Annotated in this window: 7 protein-coding genes; all 7 read right to left on the reverse strand. The window is 64.4% G+C overall.

Translation table 11 applies throughout. The features are described from left to right. Positions 1-12: 12 nt before the first annotated feature. Genes pglZ through ID810_RS09125 form a run of 7 tightly spaced genes read right to left on the reverse strand, consistent with a single transcriptional unit; the run spans position 13 to position 14883 of the window. Entirely contained in the window at positions 13-2544 is a 2532-nt protein-coding gene (gene pglZ, locus ID810_RS09095; protein WP_166855910.1) for a BREX-1 system phosphatase PglZ type A, read from the reverse strand. Further along, positions 2541-4154 carry an ATP-binding protein gene (locus tag ID810_RS09100; protein ID WP_166855912.1) on the reverse strand — a complete coding sequence of 538 codons (1614 nt, stop codon included), beginning with the start codon at positions 4152-4154 and terminating at the stop codon, positions 2541-2543. The genes pglZ and ID810_RS09100 overlap by 4 nt, the downstream gene beginning before the upstream one ends. Next, a complete protein-coding gene (locus tag ID810_RS09105) occupies positions 4151-6562 on the reverse strand; it encodes an AAA family ATPase (protein ID WP_166855914.1) in 2412 nt (803 codons plus the stop codon). Before ID810_RS09105 ends, ID810_RS09100 begins: the two co-directional genes overlap by 4 nt. Further along, positions 6559-10143 carry a BREX-1 system adenine-specific DNA-methyltransferase PglX gene (gene pglX, locus ID810_RS09110; RefSeq protein ID WP_166855916.1) on the reverse strand — a complete coding sequence of 1195 codons (3585 nt, stop codon included), beginning with the start codon at positions 10141-10143 and terminating at the stop codon, positions 6559-6561. Before pglX ends, ID810_RS09105 begins: the two co-directional genes overlap by 4 nt. Beyond that, positions 10140-13655 carry a BREX system P-loop protein BrxC gene (brxC, locus tag ID810_RS09115; RefSeq protein ID WP_166855918.1) on the reverse strand — a complete coding sequence of 1172 codons (3516 nt, stop codon included), beginning with the start codon at positions 13653-13655 and terminating at the stop codon, positions 10140-10142. Before brxC ends, pglX begins: the two co-directional genes overlap by 4 nt. After that, positions 13652-14266 carry a DUF1788 domain-containing protein gene (locus tag ID810_RS09120; protein ID WP_166855920.1) on the reverse strand — a complete coding sequence of 205 codons (615 nt, stop codon included), beginning with the start codon at positions 14264-14266 and terminating at the stop codon, positions 13652-13654. The genes brxC and ID810_RS09120 overlap by 4 nt, the downstream gene beginning before the upstream one ends. Further along, the gene (locus ID810_RS09125) at positions 14263-14883 is read right to left on the reverse strand and encodes a DUF1819 family protein (RefSeq protein ID WP_196781493.1); all 621 of its coding nucleotides are present in this window, start codon (positions 14881-14883) and stop codon (positions 14263-14265) included. The genes ID810_RS09120 and ID810_RS09125 overlap by 4 nt, the downstream gene beginning before the upstream one ends. Between the last annotated feature and the right edge of the window lie 93 nt (positions 14884-14976).

Raw genomic sequence — 14976 nt, forward strand, 5'->3', positions numbered from 1 at the left:
CTCTGTCTCTTCCTAGAAGTCGAAGTCGTTGCCGAAGTCGCTCGTGAAGGTGCGCACCAGTGTGAATCGAGCCTTGTCCGGGTAGGGGCGGCGCTGGGAGATGCCGACCGGCTCGTGCAGTCTCAGCTCGACCTTTGTGCCGTTGTAGGCGTCGGCCTCTGTGCTCAGCACGAGGGTGACGGGGAAGAAGCGGTCACGCCCCTCCTCGGAGGTTTGTGAGCAGTCGACGGTGACCTCGTCGGAGATGAGGGTCTGGCCGGCATAGAGTCCGGCAATGAGGCGCCTCGCCTTGACTTTCTCCGTCACCGGTTCCTGCTGGTAGAGCATGACCGTGATCTGTCCGGTGGTGATGCGGTCGGTCTCGGGCATGATCTTGACGGGCACCTGTCGGGTGTCCGAGGTGCGGCGCTTATTGACGGCGAGGACCGGGATGACAATCTCCTGCAAGGACGCTCCACCGTGGACGTAGCGCACGCCCGATCCCGCCGCGCGGATGCGGTGGACTGAGGCAGGCACCTGGACCTCGATGTCACCGGTCATCCCGAGCTGGGCGGAGGTAAAGGTGGTGAAGGCCTGGTCGCGTTTGAGACCGCGTCCCAGGACGAAGCGGTGGTTGACGCTCAGGAGCGTGTCACCGTGGGGCTTGACCGAGAGGTAGTTGTGCTCGGCCAGGGGCGTGTCCTGGTAGAGGAAGCCGTGGTCGGCGGTGATGAGGATGTTGTTGACGTTGGCGTTGGCGAGCTTCTTCATGACCTTGATGAGCTCGGCGATGGCGTCGTCGCAGGCACGGAAGGTGTCGGTTTCGGTGGGTTGCTTGTCACCGGTGGCGTCAATCTGGTTGTGGAAGACGTAGAGCACGTGGTGAGACTTGACGAGGTCTCGTGTCTCAGCCGGGCGCATGCTCAACAGGTCTTTCGCCTGGATCGCGGTGCTGCCGACGGCGGCAAGGATCGTGGCGCGGTTGTTGGTGCCGTCACTGGGGGCGCCGTCGACCTCAACATTCGCCCTGTCGGTGAAGGCGAGTGTGGTGTGTGGGAGGAGGCAGGCCATGCCCAGTTGGGTGTAGGAGGGCAGGCAGGAGAGCATGGGGGTGAGCTCGGCTGTGAAGCGGTCCTCATTGCGGATGCGTCGGCCGAGCTCTTCGGCGACCTCGTAGCGCAGTGCGTCGGAGATGATGACGACGCCCTTGCGGCCTTTACTCAGCCAATGGGCATTCACCTTCGCAGAGAAGAAGGATCGGGCTGATGGGATGCCGGAGATCTCCCAACGCTCCATCGTGTTGACCTGCTGCTGCCAGGCCCGGCCGAGGGGATCGAGGTAGTCGTTGAGGTAGGCGCGCTCGACCTGAGAGGTGAGGGGGTCGAAGCTCGCGGTGAGATCAGTATCCGCCTGGTCCAGGTTCCGGTGGAAGCGCCGGTAGGCCTGGTCGACGGCGTACCACTCCTTGGCGTAGCGCTCGACGCCGTCGGCGGGTGAGGACATGTCCCAGGCGCCGGCGCAGGCGAGGGACAGCAGGGTCGATGCGGCGGCAAGTGCCTCGTAGGCGTGGTGGACGTCGTGGTACCAGATCGACGTGGTACGTCGCTGTACCGCCTCCTGCACCTGCTTGTCCGGCAGGGTGCGGGATTCGATTCCCTGAGCGAGCCGCCGGATGATCTCCTGGTCCGCCTCCGGAAAGGTAGTGCGCGGCAGAAGGTCACCCAGCTCCAGGTCGGTCATGCGATCGGCGATGGCGAGTTCTGTGGCCGCGTGTGTGGCGAGGGCCCGGTAGGTGTCCGCGAAACGCAGATCGTGGCGCCAGGTGCTGAAGTCGCGGCGAATATTGCGGTATTCGTCGGCTCGCTCCGGGTGGGTGGGAGCGAATCCCTCCCATGCCCGCTCAAAGAGCCACAGCACGAAGTCCTCAACGGTCGGGGTCGTTGCGGTGTATCCGTAGATGTGGCGGGTTCCCTCCCAGTGGAAGGTGTCAAGCCCGAGTCGGGTGATCTCATCAATTCCGGTGGATCGGCCTTCTGCGTGCTGCGTGAGCAAGACCCGCCATAGTGCGTCTAGTGAGCGGTCCTCGGTGCCCAGGATCGCAGCGACCATGGAGGCGGCGATGTCGGTGGCGTCGTCGTCCGGGCGCAGGCGGGTTGTGAGCGCCTGCCGTCGCCGTTGGCTGTCAAAGAATTGTGGGTACTGCTCGACGACGTCCCGCATCGCGGATCCGCCTCCGAGCTCCTGCACGACGAGTGAGACATGGTCCGCGGTGAAGACGCCGTAGGCGAGTTCGACGTCGAGCAGCCAGTTGTCCGTTGGGGTCTGCGGTTCGGGACCGGGCCGGTAGATGAGGAACGTGCTGTCGGAGCTGCTGGCGAAGATCTCTCTCTTGATGGCGAACTCATTGTTGTCGACACGCAGGATCGTGGTCCCGGGGGGCACGAGCTCGGTGACGGTGTCTGCGTAGCGGCCCGACGGATCGGACCACAGGACGATGCGCCCGGCCTCACCGGGGCGGGCGAAGCGCTCGCGCAACTGGTGCTTGACGGTGGACAACGAGCTCATTCGGCGTCTCCAGACAGGTTGTCGAGGTAGTTGCGGCCGGCGTCGGTGAGACGGTAGCGCTGGAGGCGACTGTTGGGCTTGTCGGGGATCGTCCGCTCCACGAGCCCGGACTCGATGAGGGGGTCGAGATGACGACGCACGTTGCGCGTCTCATTGCTCAGTCCCATCGCAGACAGCACGTCCGCACGGGTCCGCTCCCCGCCACGGAGCACAGTGAGGATCGCGATCCGATAGCCCTCAGGCTGTGCGCTATCCCCACGTCGTGACTCGACTTGGTGACTCGACTTAGTGACTTGGTGCCCTGACTTAGTGACTTCGTGTCCCGACTTAGTGTCTTCGTGCTCTGACTTAGTGACTCGACGCAGTGACGTCGTGCTCTGACTTAGTGACTCGACGCGCTCACTCGACTTGCTCACCTGCTCACCCAACTTGCTCACCTGCTCACCCACCTGGCCCGGGTCGTGGCTGGGCACGTAGATCGTCACCCGCACCCGGTCCTGGACCTCCTCGATGACGGGTTCGGGCAGGCCCGCTTCCGCGACCTGGGCGAAGACCCGCTGGACGCCGGTGCCCCACTGCTCCATGATCCCGGCCTCACGGAAGATGCGCGCCAGCGCCGGGTTGCGCAGCCGGGAGACCCGGTGCATGGTCTCCACGGTCATGCCAGGCAGTAGGAGGCCCGGGCTGTCGACCTGGATACGGTCGTCGTAGAAGCCGATACGGATGGGCGTCCCTCGCTCGGCGTAGGAGGCGTGAACGAGGGCGTTGACGATGACCTCACGGATCGGCTCGACGGGGACGGAGTAGACGTCGCGGCGGCGGACCTCGCCGAAGACTGCGGTCTTGTAGGCGTGTTTGAGGAGGAAGCCCATGACCTCATCGACGGCCAGTGGCATGGGGCCGTGGATCTCTGTCTGGTCGAAGATGTCGGTGCCGTGGGGGCCGCGCAGGCGCCCGCACTGGACCCAGGCCGAGGGCAGGAAGCGGGTGGGGTCGGGGCAGGCGGCGAGGATGCCGGCGTTGGTGGGGACGATCCCGGTCCCGTGCCTCACGGCGAGTCCGAGCGCGAGGAGGTCGTCGACGTCGGTTGGCCGTCCACGCAGGTCGGACAGGGTGGCGAGGTCGAGGTCGTTGAGGCCGGCGCGGGGCTCGGGCAGGTCCTCGAAGGCGAGGCCGCGGGCGTTGCGTTCAAGCTCGGCCACCAGTGCCGGGTCGGCCTGGCGGGTGGTGGAGCCCAGGCGCACGTATACGCCATTCTCCGGCCCCTGCTGGGTGAGGTAGTGGGGGCGGCGGGTGCTCAGCGGCACGTCGACGACGAGGACGGTCCTGCCGTCGAGCGTCACGAGGTCGATGGCGGGGACGAGCTGGGGTGAGATGCAGTCGCTCATGAGGCTGGCGACGCGCTCCTCCTCGGCGAGGGGGTCGGCGACGCCGACGACGGTACCGTCGTCCTCGACACCGACGACAAGGCGCCCGCCCGCCGAGTTCGCGAAGGCGACAATCGTTCTGAGCGGACCTGCGGGCGAGGACAGGTCCCGCTTGAGCTCCAGGGTCTTGCTCTCCCGGTCCGTGACCCGGCCATCCGGTCCGAGGGTGAGGTAGTCGGTCATGAGGGGGATCCTGGCTCTGAGGACGTCGAGAAGCCCAGCAAGATATCTGGGTCATGGTCGAGGGCGTCACACATCGATGTGAAGTGGTCCTTGTCAACGTGATTCATAAACCTGAAGAGCACGCGCAGGAAGGGCATCGCCTCACCGAGCTCAAGCGGCTTCATCGGATCCGCCTCTTCCAGGTGGGAGTGGGCGTGGGCGTAACGCACGATCCTCGTACGCACCGAGTCATCCAGCCCTGGGTGCCCGTCGAGAACGGCGCGTACAGAACCACGGAAATCTCCCATAGTATTGGGGCTGCGGAAACTCAGGAATCCTTCCAAGAGTTTACGGGCGGAGTTAGGTGCCAACGCGGCCACCTCCATCTCGGCAGTCGAGTCGAGGGCAGCAAGCGATTCCGTGAGAGCGGTCGCCACTTGGTCAAAAAGGAAGTGATACTCGGAGCGCAACTTCTTCCGCCGCTTATCGCCGATCTCCCACGACTCGAACTCGGGCCTACGCCAGCCACCCCCGCCACTCCTCGTGACCACCCTGTACGCTGAGTAGTTCCTCCACTCCTTCCTGGGAATGCGTTCGATCTGGATCAGCCACTGACGGAAGAGCTCGAAGCTATGGGTGAGGAGGAAGACCTGACTGACGTAGGTCTTAATGACGAGCTCCGCCCACATGTGCGCGGAGACACCGAAGAGGACACCATGGTCCAGGCTGGAGACCGGGTCATCGATGATGACAATGGGCGGATCGCCCTGAATCTTGTCCTCACGCACACTGTGAAGGAAGTATAGCAGTGCGATCGCGGTCTGCTCTCCCTCACTGAGGTGGGTTGCGGGTTTTCCGTCTCGCGTGATGGCATAGTGCTTATCGTCTTGGGCGACACTGAAGGTAAGCTCATACCGCCCCAGAAGTCCACTCAACCCTTGTGTGAGTTCAGTTGCGCCTGGTGTGGGGTCGCCGTCCACATTCTTGAGTGCGGCGATCTCCTTCTCGAGCTTCTTCATCTGGACCTGAAGCTCATTGACGGCCGTCTGCTTGCCCTGCTCCGCCTTCTTGAGGCGCGAGTACTCAGGTGCAGCGTTCTTCACGTGGTAATGCTCGACGCGTCTGGCAGCCTTCAGAGCCTCATTCTCATGGCTGTTGATCCTGCTCTGGTGCTGCCTGACGACCTTCTCCAGCGGCGCAGTGCTCGGCGCGACCAGCGCGAGGTCTGATGCGAGCACGGGAGTTTCGAAGGGGTTACCCTTTTTCTCCTTCAATGCCGCTCGAATCTGCGTGGCAGCCTTGACGTACTCCGTGTGCTCAGCGTCGTAGGCGTTGCGCGCTCCCCGCAGATCGTCCCGGAGGTCTTCGTAGACTTTGTCGGTTGTCGGAAACCGATTCAGGTAGTCCTCCGACACCTTAACCGATTCCTCCAGACGTGTCATGAGATGGCCGATAGCGGCCTGGAGCTTCTTGACGGACTCATCGAAGTGCGCGTTGAGGTCGTCTCGACGTTCCGGGGTCAGACCGTGGCCGCAGAACAGGCACTCCTCTAGCCCTTCGTGGAGACCAATGCCCTCCTGCACCCACCTGGACCGGTCAGCGCTCCTTACCAACTGGTCAATCGTCCGATGAGTCACGACGCTCGCCGTCAGCAGCCGATGTGCATCGTCGAGACCGCCCTGCTCCAACAATGCGTCCCGAGGCTGGATGCTGACAGACCGCATCACTGGGCTAGTGGCACGCTTGCGATCGGCAGTCAGGTCTTTTGTTGCGTCATCCAGGACAGCGAGATTGCCGTCGAGAAGTTTACGGACCTGCCGCCTATTGTAGGTGTTGGTTGCCCAATAACGAGAATCCGGTGAGGTCCTGAGATCGTCAACGACCCGTCTTGCCGTGTCTGTCAACTTCTTATCAACGGCATCTTTAGCATCTTTCACTGCCATTTCGCACCGGGGAAGATCGTCGCGCTTGGTCGCCAGTTCGGCGCGCAGTTCCTCAATCTTCTTCTCAGCGTCGGCAAGTCTCTCACCGATGGTGAGGAGCGCTTCGGGCTGCGGGCCGTCAGCCTCCTCGAATCGGAGGTTTCTGCGGACGAAGTCCTTGTCGAAGACCCTCACACGCGCCCAGAATTTGCGATCATCCAGACTGATCGACGAGTTGCCGGAAGCGGACGTATCGGAGGGATCACACACCTCGAGCTGCAGGCCTGCACTGATCACCTCAGTGTGCCGAGTGCCGCGTTCGGTGGACTGATCGGCTGCGTAATCAGCACAGCCCTGCAGGAGACTCGCAAGCGTGCTCTTCCCACTGCCGTTCTGCCCGTAGATGACGTTGACGCGCGCGAACTCGACCACCCCGCTCGGCTTCCATCCCTGGAAGATGCGGTAGTTGTCGATCTTCTTGATCTTATGGATCCGCGTTGGGTTCATCGGGTACCGCCTTGGGGGGCGAGGGGGTGGGTGGGCCAGGTCCAGGTGGTGGCGTCGGCGCGCTTGCGCTCGATGGAGGCCACCTTCTGCAGGGCGCGGCCGAAGCGCAGGTAGTTGACGAGCACGCCGTCATCAAGGGTGATGTCCACACCCTGAGTGACGAGGGGGTAGAGGACGTCGCGCTCGTAGTCCTCGCACTCGGTCAGTGCACGGCGGTGAGCATCCGCCCGCTTGAGGTCCGCAGCCGAGCCCGCACGTTCCAAACGTGAGGCCTCGGCCTGAAGCTTCGCCTGGTACTCGCGCAGGTAGTCGCCGAGCACCGTGCCAAGGGTGGCCGGCGTGTAACGGTGCAGGTAGATGAGTGCCCGGAAGGTGGCCGCGCTGTCCGTCCGTGAGGAGAACATCCAGTAGATCGGGCGGTTCGAGTAGCGCTTGCAGTGGTCGGCGTAGAAGTCCTTAAGGAAGTACTGCCTCAGGGACTTGCCGAGCACGTCCTCCAGGTAGCGGACGTTCGCCTCCAACCGCTCTCGCCCGAAGGCGGCAGCGAGGAAGGCGCGGAAGCGAGTGACGATGTCATCCTCGAACCACTCACCGTCGGTGACCGGGATGACGCCATCCACGTCCGGCACGACACTCGGCTGCGGCACACGGCGCAGGTAGTCATCCAGTGTTGAGCCTTGGTCAGCGAGGACGAGGCCGGGCTCATCGAGGCTGTACCGACCGAGGATGCAGCCCACACCGTAGGAGATGAGATCCTTCACGGCGTCCACGACGAAGAGCCTGCGGTAGTCCTCCTGGGTGCTCGCACTCGTCTTGGCGTAGCGGAACCACGGGTTCGAGGTGAGGGAGACCCGGCTCAGCGTTACCTCGATGGGCACCTCATCCTCAAGGCCGTAGACCTGAGCCCAGTAGCGGTTGTTCTCCGTCTCCAGCAACTGGGCCTCACGCGCCGCACTGACGGAGTCCTGCCACCAGCGCTCCATGGCCTCAGACAGCGAGTCCCCCGGCCGCATCCGCTGCACCAGCGGCGACCCGGTGAAGTCCCAGGAGGTCTCATAGGCGTTCCAGTCAGAGCGGAACAACTCCACCAAGTCGTCAACCACCGACGTTGCTGGCGCAGCACTCGACACATCGACCAGGGGGATCTCGGACACATGTCCAACCTCGAAACCAAGACCTGATGATGTCACCTGCAGCAGCGACTCAACGGTGGAGGAGTTGAGGAGGCCACAGTTACTCACCCCTCCGTTGGCCGGGATAATCGGTCCCTTATGTCCGCTAATTGATCCCGCAGGATTTACCCTGAAAGAAGGGGCGCCAGACGTCAGCAGCGACCAGGAGATGGCGGGCTTGAAGTAGGAGTCAATATTCTGCGGACGCGACTTCTGCTTACCGCCCGCATCCCGGAAATCCTGAATCTCCTCACCGTCTCGCTCCCAGTTCACCACGTAGTCCTGGTTGCCCCACCACTTGCGGAACTCTCCGCCCTTGAGGTGGGGGAACCACGTGGCGCCGCTGGCCTTCGCTGCGTCACGGGACGCGGCGTCGAAGCAGCTGCGGTCACGGGAGACCTCGAACCACAGCCGTAGGAACCGGGCGTTGTCAGCCGTCGCGAGTCCCTGCTTCGGCGCGGCGATCTCGCCGAGCGGACGCCCCTCGGTGAAGGCACGCGTCATCGCCGACGACAGCCAGTAGGCGAGCCGTGCGCCGGGCAGAGCCAGCATCGTTCGCGCCGTCGTCTCGAACAGCAGCGCCTCGTCACCCGCGAGCGCCCTGACCAGCAGATCCTGCTTGCCTGCCTCCGATCCTCCCTCAACGAGACGCAGGTACCTCCCCAGATCATCAACGCCTCGCCCCGGTTCCAGGACGAAGGCCGTCGTCGAGACGACCTCGCCGCCAATCGAGTCGAAGGCCCGCTCACCCAGATGCAGCATGGTCGTCGGCGGTGCATCACGCAGGAGAGTACGGCGCATCTTCTCGAAGGAGCCAAGGAACATCCAGGCCTGCATGGTGATCATGGCGACCATGCCGTGCTCGCCGTGGGCAAGTGTGAGGCAACGCTCGATAAAGGCCGCAAAGAGGTCCGCCTTCGCCTCCGGGTGGTGCTTGCCCACCCAGGTCTTCAGCTGCGCTCCCATGTTGCTTGACCCCATGTAGGGCGGGTTCGTCACCACCACCGCGTAGCGGCGCGCCAGGTACTCGGCCTGCTCAACAACCGTGCGCGCCCGGTCATACAGGTCTGAGTCCATGAGGTCCATGAGGTCCGTGCCCTCAGCGTCGAGACGCGTGAGGGTCTGCCTCGCCGCCGGAAGAACCTCGGCCTCAGGGCGAATGAGGGAGCCCAGCACGTCGGCATGGCTGAAGCTCTGCCAGAAGAACCGACTCTCCGGGGCAGCGTCGGCACCACCAGCGAGCCGGTCGAGCTCCTCCGCAGTGAACTCCACCGGATCGATGACCCGGATCCGCGGCTGCACCGGACGGCGCAGAAATCCCCGGTGGCGCGAACGCGCCTTCATCATGAGGGCAAAGGCCGCCAGCGCCGCAGCACGAGGGTCAATCTCGGTGCCATACAGGTTGTGGGTGAGGATGAGGCCCGGGATCTCAGAGGGGGCATACCCCTCCTCCTCGTAGATGTCGTACAGCAGGTCGAAGGCATAGGTGAGCATGTGGCCGGACCCGCAGCACGGGTCCATGACCGTCAGCTCCTCAGGCCCACCAATCCGCAGAGCATCCTCGGCCCGGCCCATAGGCTCGACGTCGTACTCCATCTGCTCGACCAGTCGAGCCTCCGGGTGGCCCAGCACCCACAACCGTCCGACCGAGTTCTGCACCAGGTAGCGGACAATCCAATCCGGGGTGAACAGCTGGGTGGCCGCGGGGATCTCGTCGGCACCGGCCTTTCGGCCCTTATTGAAGGACGCGAAGACCTCGTTCTTCCGCTCGGAGATATAAAACTGGTACAGCCAGCCGATCACCTCCACGTCCTCACAGTCCTGCACCGTCAGCGCCTCGACCGCGCGGGCGCGCACAGAGTCCTGGGACAGCATGTCGGCGGGCATGAGCAAGGTCGTGTAGTCGCCCGCAGGAGCAAACATGAAAGGCATCGTGCTGTTCCAGTGAGCGCAGTAGGCGGCCAGGATCAGCCCGTACGCCTCACCCTGAGCGTCCGGGCTCGCCACAGTCCCATCCAACAGGTCCAGAATCCTCTTGCCGGCCCCGGTGAAGACCTCCGGGTCCAGATCACCCCGCTTGGCCGCCGCCAGCACCGCCGGCTGGCCGACGGCGCGATCACCGTCCGGGGACACCAGCGCCGGAACCGTGTAACCGTTGGCGTCCATGAAGCGCAGGGCGATGATCCGGTTGAACCAGATATAGGCCTGCTCCTCAATCACATGACGCCTGCCCTCCTCACCGCCACCCCGTTCACGGATGCGCTTCTCCAGGGCCTTGACGGCTGCCGGGAAGTCCACCCGTGCGGTCGAGGCCGGCGCCAGCACAGCACTCAGGCGCGCCCCCACCTCGGTGATAAGGCGGGTGCGGGCATCAGCCGCAAAAGACTCCAGCCTCCTCGTGCTACTCACAGGGACACCTGCTTCCCAGACTCGATAGCATCGTGGAGGATGACGCGCAGTTCCTCAACATAGGCGTCGGCGTCAGCGGTCGTGCGCAAGAGCCGTGCGCCCGGCCGCGCGAGACGGCGCACCGGCACGATCTGCGGCCTCGACGCAGCAGCGGGACCGTCGTCGTCGGCCGTCTGGGCCCGGCGACCGTTCTCGATCACGGACAGGACCTCGGTGTAGCCGACATCGTCGAAATCAGCAGCAACCTGGCGGATCACCGGCACGGAGGACGCCGCCGCGACACGCTCCCTCACACGGGCAACCCGGCGCCCGGCCTCCACCCGCGCCTCCTCGGAGGTCTCAGCCCAGGCGGCGCTGGCGTGCACCTGCTCCATCCGCTCACGCAGGACCCGCTCAGCGTCTCGACGCTCCTCGTCAAGCCGGGCCTCAAGGGCGCAGCGCAGCGCTGCGGTGGCGTTCTTCAGCCGCGCGGTCCCCTGCCCGCGGAACACACGCGGATCAGCAAGCATCGACGTCATCGCCTTGGCGTGATCCTCGGGAAGGTAGTCAAGGCTGTCGCGGCTGTCGGTCAGGAGCCGGACGGCGTCGTCGTAAATCGTCTTCTGTGAACCCTTGAGGAAGTGCCTCACCGGGTCAATGGCGTCCTGCTTCGCGTCGAGCAACGCATCCGTATGGGCAGGCAGCTCGTCGAGGTACCACTCGGTCGAATGATTGAGCGTCTCACCCAGCAGGCCGATCGGATGATCCAGCACTGCAAGGAAGGGGTACTGCCCGGCGTGACTGTCCTGCAAAAATCGCAGCTGTTTCCATTCGGAGGCAAGGCGCTCCTTGACAACAGCAGCGAGGTCCAGTGGGTCACCCGGCAGATCGGTGGCGGTGAAGAACTCCTGAGCGAAGGAACGCACTCGTTGGACCGTCGCGACGTCGAAACGACGCTGCAAGCCCACGATGGTTACCTCGCGCTTCTTCCCGTTACGCAAAGCCTCGCCAAGCTCCGTGCGCTTGAGCGCGCGACTGTCCAGTGTGAGCGTCACCTGGGAGGTAGCCACCAGCCGCGCGATGACACACAAGATCCCGGCAAGACTCCACCCGTAGGGCTTGCCCTCATAACGGTCGACGATCTGCTTGACAGTGTTCCTCGCACCGAGGTCGCGCTGCCTCATGAGCCACCCAGCCATCTCCTCCACCGCCGGCTGGAGCGTGTCCGTGTCCCGTTCCAGGAGAGTCGGATCCTCGGAGATCAGACGGGCGATATCAGACTCGGAGTAGGGGTACTCACCGATGAGAGTCAACTGGGTGTAGGTGCGTGCGATGAGCGCAGCTACGCCCTCCTCGACGCGCCAGCGCGGATCCGAGGCAGTGACGGGCAGCGAGGTGCCAGACACGATGAGCTCAGCACCGGCGATCGCCTGCTCGACCCGGGTCACCAGCTCACGGCGTCGCTCCCGGTTCTGCCTGCTCTTGCCCTCCAGGATGTGCCTGCGAGTCTCAGTCTGATCGGTGCCACTGCGCAGGCGGACGTACTTGTCCGTCTGCACATAGAGCCTGAGGTCCTGGTACATGCGCCGGTCGTCCGCCAGCAGGACCCGCAGCTCGTCGCGGCCCATCGACTGGGCCAGCACCACATCACGCTTCTGGCCCAGTGCCGACGAGATGTAGTGCACCGCCAGGGGCTGGGCGCGGGAGTAGGGGGACTCGTCTAGGCGCAGCTCGTACGTGAAGTCCCGGCCCGTGGGCTCGTGGCGCACGGAGAGTATGCGGGTGATGTCCTCCTTGATGATGTCCGCCAGGACCTTGGAGACCTCCTCCGCGTCGACGTTCGTGCTCTTGATCTCCTGCTCGACGTCCTGTTCCTCGTTGGTCAGGTACTCGTAGGCCGTGCCGTTGCGCTGAACATAGGTCTCGCGCTCCAGCAGGTCGAGTGCCTGCGTCACTAGGCCATCCAGCGCCGTCAGATCCTCACCGAGTTCGCCGCGCACGAGGATGGCGAGGTTGCGTGCCGTCGCATGGAAGCCGTTGACGTACTTGACGAGGAACAGTGCCTTGAGCAGGCGCACCGCCATCTCACTGACCGGACCGGGCTCCAGGTGGGTCTGCGCCGTCGTGATGTTGCGTGTGGCCGCGGACTTCACGGTCTGACGGATCCCGGCGAACATCGCGTCAAAGGGCACCAATGTGCCCACCTGGCTGCTCTCGCGGTCCTTGACCACACTTTGGACAACGCCCAGCATGGAACGCTCGCCCACAGAGGCATGGCGGCCCTCGAAGACGTTGTGGTCGGACAGTCCCACCAGGGCCGCCTGGAACAGGGGGAACTGGTAGGGGACGAAGGGATAGCGTCGGACAAAACCCTCCCGGCCCTCATAGCTGCGGTAGGTCTTCGAGCCGTCCACGAAGTTGAACAGGGTGCGGAAATTGGCGTGGTGCTCCTCGTACAGGGGGTCGAGGGCAGCCTCGCCGTCGGCGCTCTTACCCAGCAGGCGCTTCTCGATGACCTCCTCCACGTCCTGGCTCGTCAGCTTCATGCGGGTGGCAAAGCGGGCCTGGATTTTGGAGAAGTCGTTGCCCTGGGTCCTGGTGCGGTCCCCGATGACGCCATCCATGTCCTCCTGGCTGGTGACGCACACCCAGGCCCTGCCCCTGCACGTGGTGCTCAAGGTCTCTGCGATCGTCTGCAGGTTGAGCATGAGCTTGGTGCTCGAGCCGATGAACTGACCGACCTCGTCCACCATGAACAGCAGGCGGTGGTCCGCGCTCTGGGTGGCCAGCCACTGGGCGACCTCGTCTGCGAAGTCCTCAATGGACAGCGAGTACTGCTCTTCGTAGCGGGCGAGGATATTCGCTGTGCCAACCTCACCGGTCACCCGCGACCAGGTCTCGGTCACGTTGTGCTCCTGGAGGATGCCCTCCTCACGCCCCTGCTCCCACAGCACCCCGGCGACCTCCGCGAAGGTCTCCTTGAAGGCCTCCAGCCGGCCACGGCGGTCCAGATCCCGCTCAAAACGGGCCACCGAGGGCTCTCCCGCGTAGTAGCCGCGCGCCTCGTTGAAGACCTTGACGAAGACCTGAAGGAGGGCATCGGTCTGGTTCTTGTCAATCAGCGGAGCCTTCTGATCAATGTTGAACAGCAGGGAGGTCGCCGGGATGCGCGCAGCCCTGGTCAGCAGGCCGCCGAGCATGGCGTCGCCCTCCGCCTTGGCACAGAACGCCTCGACCGCGCGCTGTCGCTCACTGGTAGTGCCGGGCACGTCCCCGAGGAGGTGAGCGAGCATCTTGAGCAGGTGGGACTTACCTGAACCGAAGAAGCCGGAGATCCACACGCCATTGCCCCCGCCGTACACCGGGGCCGTGTACGCCTCCAGGAAGTCGGACAGTGCCGCGGCCGTCTCCCCCGTGAGGACATACTCGTCGATCTCAGTGGCGAGGTGCTCGGTGTCATCGGCCTTGATGACTCCCTCGATGGGGCGGGACACCTCTTTGGCGAAGAGGCCACCGATCGTCGCCGGGCTCATGCTGGCTCCTGTTCCATGATGTTCTTAGCGCGGTAGTACTGGTCGTCCGTCAGCCTGTCGAAGAGCACCAGGGAGGATCCCATGGTGGCCGACTGGCGGTACTCGCCCGGGAACAGCGTGAGCACCGGAATACGGGACGCGGCACGCTGGAGGTTGTTGAGGATGTTGTGCGAACGGATGAAGGGGAAGACGCGTCCAATACCGGTGAGCACGAGGACGTCCACCTGAGCCTGGGCGTCGATCCGCTGCGTGATGGCGGGCACGATGTGCTTCTCGGGGTCGAGCATCCGCTGCAGGTCCCGACGAAAATCCGACTTGCTGCGGGTGAGCTCTAAGCCCTCCAGGCGGTCCAGCAGCCCCCGTCCCCGCTCCCCCAACAAAGTGACGGACAGATCGAAGAGATCCACGGCCAGCACGTTGAGGCCATGCTCGGATCCCAAAGCCGAGAGGAGGCGCCCCGTGGCCTGACGGACCTCGATCTCCTGCTGGGGCGGGTAGGCCCAGATGAAGAAGGGGATCTCGTTGCCCAGGCCCTCCATCCTGAGGAAGCGCTCGGAGGACAGGACCGCCAGAACATGGCGCTCCTCAGCGACGATGTCTCGACTGCTCACAGGCTGCTCCTGACTGGGAAGAAGCGCAGGTCGCTCGGGGTGCGCTGCTCCAGAAGCATACGGACGTCGCGCGACATCAGGGGCGTCACGATGCTGCCCTCCTCCAGCAGGCCGGCCTGACGCATCGCAAGGAACAGGTTGGTGCGAATCTTGGCGCGGGTGGATGGTGTGGTCTCCTCCAGCTCGCCGTGCCACAGGGCTTTGGCGTCCCAGAAGCGCTCGAAGTCCGCGGCGATCAGCACATCAATGCCGCGCAGGTAGTGGTCCCTGAGGACCTCGTGGGCGAAGTCGGCCACGATCTCGTAGTGACGACAGGCAGCCGCCCACATGAGGTGCCTGCGGTCCGGCGAGAGCGCCGTCGCCAGGTAGGACAACTCGACGTCGCTGAGCGTCGACATCCTCTGCACCACCTCCCTGGCGAGGCGGACCGCGGTGGCGCGCGTACGCGCGTGCAGCAGGTTGTCCGCAATGAGTACTGAGCGGACCGCGGTCCAGTCATGGAGCCCGAGGTAGAGGGGAGCGGTGATCATCGCCTCGGTGGACAGCAGGCCACCCACCACGAAGGACAGCCTGTACGGCGTGGGCACCGTCGCACGCACCCGGACACCAGAGGCCACGCTTTCACCCCATTTCCGCGCTCGGCGGCTCAACAGCGATGCCCGGCGCGCACGCGACTCTAGCGGATCCCCCATCACCACGCCGAAGGCGGC

The organism is Actinomyces respiraculi, assembly GCF_014595995.2.
GTDB classification, from domain to species: domain Bacteria; phylum Actinomycetota; class Actinomycetes; order Actinomycetales; family Actinomycetaceae; genus Actinomyces; species Actinomyces respiraculi.